The 6,502-nt window shown below is 47.1% G+C and carries 8 protein-coding genes and 1 pseudogene; 3 read left to right on the plus strand and 6 right to left on the minus strand.

Going from position 1 to position 6,502, the window contains the following annotated elements; all coding sequences use genetic code 11:
- Positions 1 to 67: 67 nt before the first annotated feature.
- The 3 genes from L692_RS0108500 to L692_RS28135 all read right to left on the minus strand — a co-directional run bounded on the left by L692_RS0108500 (position 68) and on the right by L692_RS28135 (position 2,018).
- Positions 68 to 268, minus strand: coding sequence for a thioesterase II family protein (locus tag L692_RS0108500; protein WP_025698961.1), 201 nt, complete (start codon positions 266 to 268; stop codon positions 68 to 70).
- Positions 255 to 989 carry a 4'-phosphopantetheinyl transferase family protein gene (locus L692_RS0108505; RefSeq protein WP_036722796.1) on the minus strand — a complete coding sequence of 245 codons (735 nt, stop codon included), beginning with the start codon at positions 987 to 989 and terminating at the stop codon, positions 255 to 257. Before L692_RS0108505 ends, L692_RS0108500 begins: the two co-directional genes overlap by 14 nt.
- Before the next feature lie 126 nt (positions 990 to 1,115).
- Positions 1,116 to 2,018 (minus strand): DMT family transporter, encoded by a 903-nt coding sequence (locus tag L692_RS28135; RefSeq protein WP_036722799.1) that lies wholly within the window; start codon positions 2,016 to 2,018, stop codon positions 1,116 to 1,118.
- A gap of 268 nt (positions 2,019 to 2,286) precedes the next feature.
- On the opposite strand from L692_RS28135, the gene sbnA reads away from it, so the two are divergent.
- Genes sbnA through L692_RS0108525 form a run of 3 tightly spaced genes read left to right on the plus strand, consistent with a single transcriptional unit; the run spans position 2,287 to position 5,107 of the window.
- Positions 2,287 to 3,240 carry a 2,3-diaminopropionate biosynthesis protein SbnA gene (gene sbnA / locus L692_RS0108515; protein ID WP_232238751.1) on the plus strand — a complete coding sequence of 318 codons (954 nt, stop codon included), beginning with the start codon at positions 2,287 to 2,289 and terminating at the stop codon, positions 3,238 to 3,240.
- A 33-nt stretch (positions 3,241 to 3,273) separates the two neighbouring features.
- A complete protein-coding gene (locus L692_RS0108520) occupies positions 3,274 to 4,236 on the plus strand; it encodes an ornithine cyclodeaminase (protein WP_025698968.1) in 963 nt (320 codons plus the stop codon).
- A complete protein-coding gene (locus L692_RS0108525) occupies positions 4,229 to 5,107 on the plus strand; it encodes a formyltransferase family protein (RefSeq protein WP_025698970.1) in 879 nt (292 codons plus the stop codon). The genes L692_RS0108520 and L692_RS0108525 overlap by 8 nt, the downstream gene beginning before the upstream one ends.
- 66 nt (positions 5,108 to 5,173) lie before the next feature.
- Here the strand turns inward: L692_RS0108525 and sigF are convergent, their stop codons facing one another.
- The 3 genes and pseudogenes from sigF to L692_RS33450 form a co-directional block, all read right to left on the minus strand.
- Positions 5,174 to 5,929 carry an RNA polymerase sporulation sigma factor SigF gene (gene sigF, locus L692_RS0108530; protein WP_025698972.1) on the minus strand — a complete coding sequence of 252 codons (756 nt, stop codon included), beginning with the start codon at positions 5,927 to 5,929 and terminating at the stop codon, positions 5,174 to 5,176.
- 11 nt (positions 5,930 to 5,940) lie between these two features.
- A complete protein-coding gene (gene spoIIAB, locus L692_RS0108535; RefSeq protein WP_025698973.1) occupies positions 5,941 to 6,396 on the minus strand; it encodes an anti-sigma F factor in 456 nt (151 codons plus the stop codon).
- A pseudogene (locus tag L692_RS33450) lies at positions 6,393 to 6,502 on the minus strand (anti-sigma F factor antagonist); the annotation flags it as partial. The pseudogene L692_RS33450 and the gene spoIIAB, both read right to left, overlap by 4 nt.

The following is a 6,502-nucleotide window of genomic DNA, read 5'->3' on the forward strand; positions in this document are numbered from 1 at the left end:
GCAGATGGCGACTTACATCCCCATAGCTAAAGCGAGAGGTTTTACGTCGCAAACTATAAAGTCGCTGTCAGCCATACCTGAATTTCGTTTCCGTCTCCAATTGAGGCGCGTGCCTTCCCGACACAAAAAGATTCAGCGGAAGTCTTCCTCCTGCGCGCCGAATCGCATAATAAACTTCATATGCCAGCCAACTGCCCATACTATGTCCGAATAATGCATAGCCGCCATCCTCTATGTATCCCTTGATTTGCCGGTTAACGCGTCGCATAATTCCCTCCCGACACCTCAACAAATTTCTTGAACAAATCCAGGCAATCCATCCATTCTATCGTACCTGGATGATTAGGGCTTTCAGAGCATAATGTGGCCTTATATTGCGGGGAGATTTCGAACGCTTTGAAATAGCAATCCGGTTCTTGTACGAGGCAGCCGTCTTGTTCCGACAGCTCTATATGGTCGTCGTCAATCCGGATCGAGAACGAATTGAGCGGCATTGACAAGCCGTTCCCTCTGAACTTGATATAGCTCTCCTTGGCGGTCCACAATTGATAGAAATAACCGATACGCCTGTCTTTGGGTATCTCCCGAATTTGCCGGTTCTCCGCGCCGGAAAAGAAGCGGTCGGCGATAGTCAGGTCTATAGGCTTGATCTCCTCGACATCGATTCCTGATGGACGCGAGTCAACCGCGCAAAGCACATAGTCTCCCGAATGCGACAGATTATAATGATAGTCCGGATAGGCGGCAAGCGAGGGCTTGCCGTATGAATTCACCGTGAACCGGAGAGATTCGTTGTCGACTTGATGATCCCGAAGAAACAATGTTCGAACCAAGGCTTCCGCTATGACGCTTCTAATTCGGTCATCCTTTCTTACAAAGCGCAGTGTACGGTTTCTCCGCTCTTCCGACAGACGGTTCAGTGCCTCGTGATAATTGACTCCTGGTGACTTGGGGATTTTCACGCCATAAATACGGACCAGTACCCTCATCTCCTTAAAAATACAGAAAAAAATTATTATAATTTTTCCTGTTTTTTCAAATCTGCCCCCATTATAAATTATGTATTTCGGGCTGTCCACCACGTAAATCAACTTTGGCGCTGCCGGCTGGACAACCTAGAGAAAGCTTGTCTCCTGTGCCGAAGGCTCGGAGCGCTTGGCCGATTTAATGGAGACCATCACCGTCATGAGAACAATCAGTCCGGACCCCAAAATCTGGAAATAATTAAAGGGTACGGACAACCAGAGTACAGAGGAGATGATGGCCGAAATTGGCTCGGTGCAGGAGAGAAGGCTGGCTTCATGGGGCTCAATGTAGCGGAGACTGCCGATGTACAGGTAGAACGCGGCAAGTGTCCCCAGCAGTACCACGAATAGAATAGAACCGATAATAGAGGGAGACCAGTTGATTGCAGGAACAGACCAAACCGGATGAATCAAATTCATCCCCGCCCCGCCAATGAGCATCCCCCATCCCATAATGACCTGAATACTGTAATTTTTAAGCAGCGGGCCGGAATACAGCGTATAGAAAGCTAATGAAATTCCCGACATGATTCCCCAAATGAATCCCCTCAGAGAAACCGTCAATTGTGATGGATCCCCGCCGGTCAGCAATAAATAGGTTCCGGCCAGCGCCAGGAAGGCGCCGATGAAATCCATAGCAAACAACCGCGTTTTTTTCCAAATAACCGTATAAAGGAGTATGAAGAGCGGAGCCAGGTACTGAAGCAAAGTGGCAATCGCCGCATTGCCGGCCTCAATGGACGCAAAATAGGTAAACTGGACGCCAAGCATGCCGAGCAGTCCGAAGATCAGCATCTTACCTAAGAACCTTCCATCCTGCCAGATCCTCCAGACCTTTGAGCCTTCTCGCCTTAGACAAAGCAGCAAAAATACGGCCCCTGAAATGATTAGTCTTAATGTTACCAGCCAAGCGGCAGGTATATGTACCTGTTGAAACAGATGCTGAGCCACTGTGCCGGAAACTCCCCATAACAAAGCTCCGCCCGAAGCCATAATCAAACCTTTTGCGCGTCCCAATTCTTATATCTCCCCTCTGGCTCTATCGAATCAGACAGCATTCAACCCAATAATCAAGCTCAGAATTTGGATTAAATTATAATAATATTCCTTATTTGGGTCTGATACAAATGTCATAGTCATTTGCTTAATATTTGCTGATAATAACTTTTGATTTCATAAAAGGATATTTTTTACTTTTATTAAAAAAAATTCATACTTTGAAAGGGTGTATAAGGTGACGGAATCCGGGGACCAAAATTTATTGATCCGTTTGCAAAGTTTAGAACCTCTGATTGGCAATACACCGCTCATCCATCTGAACAGCGAATCAATGAATTTGTTCACCAAACTGGAATATCAAAATCTAACAGGCAGCGTCAAAGCAAGACCTGCTTACTATGTTCTAAAAAAAGCAATTGAAAGAGGGGATATCCACAGCCACACAACAGTCATTGAATCCTCTTCCGGTAATTTCGCACTGGCGTTGGCAACTTTTTGCAATTATCTTGGACTTCGTTTTATCCCTGTCATTGACCCAAATATCAATCCGATTTATGAAGCCAATCTCAGACTCTTGACTTCCTGTGTAGAAAAAGTGACAGAACGGGACGTCACACAAGGTTATCTGTTATCCAGGCTGGACCGGGTATCTCATTTAAGAAACACGCTGAAGCATTGCTTCTGGACAAATCAGTACGCGAATCCCGATTGTGTGGCTAGCCATTACTACGGATTGGGCGAAGAAATTGCCAATGCCTTTACTCAATTAGACTATGCATTTATTGGTGTAGGTTCAGGCGGCACCATAGCCGGCACATCCAAAAAATTAAAAGAAAAATTCAAGAACATTAAAATTATCGCTATTGACACTGAAGGGTCAGTTATTTTCGGCGGATGTCCTCAAAAAAGGTACATTCCAGGAATTGGTTCCAGCATAGTCCCTGCCAACTTGAGCGAGGCTCTGATCGACGAAATATTGATGATCTCTGAACGGGATGCAGTCCGAGGCTGCGAGGAGCTTCTGAACAAGCATTCCATTTTCGCGGGAGGTTCGACAGGAAGCGTATACTCTGCGATTACCGGGTATTTTACCCGCAACGTTCCGAAAAACGATCCTAATGTTGTATTTATTTGCGCAGACTCTGGCATGCCCTATCTCCAAACCGTATATAACACAGAATGGCAGGACAATCTGCGGACGGCCGTAAAATCCTGAGAGCAGATCAGCAAAATAAAAGGAGAAATAGAAATGATATATCTTAATACAAACAGCTTGAATGAAATGGGAATCGATTGGAACCAAACTACTCAGGTCATTAATTATACAGTCAGCGCGTTGGAAAAAGGAAATTATTCGCAGCCCATTAAGCCTTATTTGCGTTTCAATGATCCGGTCAATAGAATTATAGCGATGCCGGCCTATGTGGGCGGAGATATTAACATGGCGGGAATCAAGTGGATTGCCAGCTTTCCCGGGAATATTAAACATGGAGTAAAAAGAGCCCATTCCGTAACGGTCTTAAATCATCCTGACAACGGCATTCCGGTATGCATTATTAATTCAGCTCTGATTAGCGGAATCCGTACCGCATCCGTTAGCGGTGTAATGATTCAGAAATACATCAGCTTATCCGATTTGAACGGTTTCAATATCGGAATTACAGGCTTTGGGCCTATTGGTCGTCTTCACCTGCAAATGCTCTATGCATTACTCGGAGAACGGATCAATCAAGTCTGCTTATATGATATTGCCGCAGTGGAACTCCATTATGTTCCGGCTGGCTTAAAAGACAAAGTAAGGGTTGTTTCTCATTGGTCCGATGCCTACCTCGAGGCTGATATTTTTATTACCTGTACCGTATCCAAAGAAAGATACATTGACCAAAAGCCAAAAGAAGGCGCCTTGCTGCTCAACGTGTCTTTAAGAGACTTTACCCAGGATATCTTAAGCTTCGATCCTTTAATTATTGTTGATGACTGGGACGAAGTATGCAGGGAAAATACGGATATTGAACTCTTCCATCAGCAAAAGGGTCTGAAAAAATCAGACACCATTGCGATCTCCGATTCACGGATTGACGAGAAATTAACTCAAAAAGCCAAAGCGCGTCCTATGATGTTCAACCCGATGGGCATGGCCGTTTTTGATGTTGCTATTGCTTCGCTATATTATGAAAAAGCGCTGAGAGAAGGAGTCGGTCTGCTTGAATAATACGAAACGGGCACTTTTTCTTATTACGGAAGAGAGCTTTCATCCGACCTACTTAATCGTGGATTGGCTGCTGGCCTCATCCGGCTCTCCGGAATTTCGAGGTATTCTGATCCGAGGGCAGCATTCTGAAGAAAAAGATAGGGTTCATCGAAGCCTCGCCTCCAAAACCCTGTCAAATGAAGACAAGATTCAATTACTTCGAGGCGTATACGGACGGATCAGTGATGCGGAACAGGAAATGATTGATTTGAAGGGCTTCCCCAAACCTTTTGATTCCTTCAATTCTTCAATAAAATATATAGGATATGATATAAACGCCTTATCTATACAATCATGGGTTGAACAGCAAACCGGATACTATGATGAGATAACCTTCTTTATTTTTTTGGATGTCATCATGGCTCCCTGGTGGCTAAGCAACGATAAAGTGTCTGTGATCAATGCGCATTCTGCCGTTCTTCCATTCGCCAGAGGAATGAATGCGATTGAGAATATGGCTTATTTAGGTGATTCTTATAAATTCCAGGAAGCAGCGGGTGCATCTATTCATTACATCGACCACAACATAGATACGGGTCCGTTAATACAAACCGCGCGGCTTAACAACAGTCTATCCTATCATTCGATCGGGCAAGTTAAAGCGGCCAGTTATTTTGCGGCATTCGATCTACTTATATCACATGCCAAGCTAATGGCCCGGAATACACATTTATCTTTCGTCGGAATCACACCGAATCATACCGGTCCTCTGTTTCTGCAAAAAAACTATACCGCCGAAGTTGAAAGCCGTGCCAAAAAAAATTATCTCAAAATGAAGCAAGAGCATAGTAACAAAGCAGCCTTACGGCAAAATCTTACAATAAAAAAATAAACAACAAACCCGCAAGAACAGCCTTCGGCAAGGCTTCTTCTTGCGGGTTGTCCATGCTTCGTCCTTTCACTGCGCAATCTGCTCCTTGATGCTCTGCAAAATCTTCTTCTCCAGCCGGGACACCTGGACCTGGGAAATGCCCAGGCGGCTGGCCACCTCGGATTGGGTCTGGTCGCGGTAGTAGCGCAGGTAGACGATCAGCCGTTCGCGCTCGGTCAGGGAGCCGATGGCTTCGTTCAGCGCCAGCTTGTCGAACCATTTCTCCTGGGATTCGTCGGCAATCTGGTCGATCAGGGTAATCGGGTCGCCGTCATTCTCGAACACGGTCTCGTGGATCGAGGTCGGCGGCTTGTTGGCCTCCTGGGCGAAGACGACTTCTTCAGGCGTGACGCCCAGCGCCTCCGCCACCTCGCCGATGGTCGGCAGACGGCCCTGCGTTTTGGACATCTCATCCTTGATTTTGCGCACCTTGTTAGCCATTTCCTTAAGCGACCGGCTGACCTTCAGGGTGCCGTCATCGCGCAGGAAACGCTGGATTTCGCCGATAATCATCGGCACGGCGTAGGTTGAGAACTTGACATCGTAGCTGAGATCGAACTTGTCCACGGACTTCAGCAGACCGATACAGCCGATCTGGAACAGGTCGTCAGGCTCGTACCCCCGGTTCATAAACCGCTGAACCACCGACCAGACAAGCCGGATATTGCAGCCGACCAGCGTGTCGCGGGCGGTTGTGTCCCCGGCCTGGCTGAGCGCGATCAGCCGTTTGACCTCCGCATCGTCCAAATAGGTCTGCGGAGCTTTTTTTGATTCTGCATCCATGGCTCCATCCCCTAATTATATAAAGCTTTTTTTGAGACGATTGTCTTCTTCATCCGGATTGAGGTCCCTTGACCTGGCTCGCTGACAACTTCAAATTCATCCATGAAATTCTCCATGATGGTAAAGCCCATGCCCGAACGCTCAAGCTCCGGCTTGGAGGTGTACAGCGGCTGCTGCGCCAGCTCCAGGTCGTCGATGCCTTTACCCTTGTCCTCAATCACAAGATGCACCGTCTCGCCTTCGATCACCGCAGAGATGTATACAATGCCAGACGGATCGCTGTCATAGCCGTGAATAATGCAGTTGGTGACCGCCTCCGACACCACCGTCTTCAGATCGTTCAGCTCATCGAGGGTCGGGTCGAGCCTGGAGACGAACGCGCCGACGACAACGCGCGCGAATGACTCATTTTCCGACAGCGCGGCAAACTGGACATTCATGTAATTTCTCGCTTGTTCCTGTGTCATAACGCGACCTCCAAATTCGAAAGCGCTGCGCTCTCATTCTCATACAGCGGCATGATTTTCAGCAGACCCGACATTTCCAGAAGCCGCTTGACCGGCGGGGGGGGGT

Source organism: Paenibacillus forsythiae T98, assembly GCF_000520735.1.
GTDB lineage: Bacteria > Bacillota > Bacilli > Paenibacillales > Paenibacillaceae > Paenibacillus_AQ > Paenibacillus_AQ forsythiae.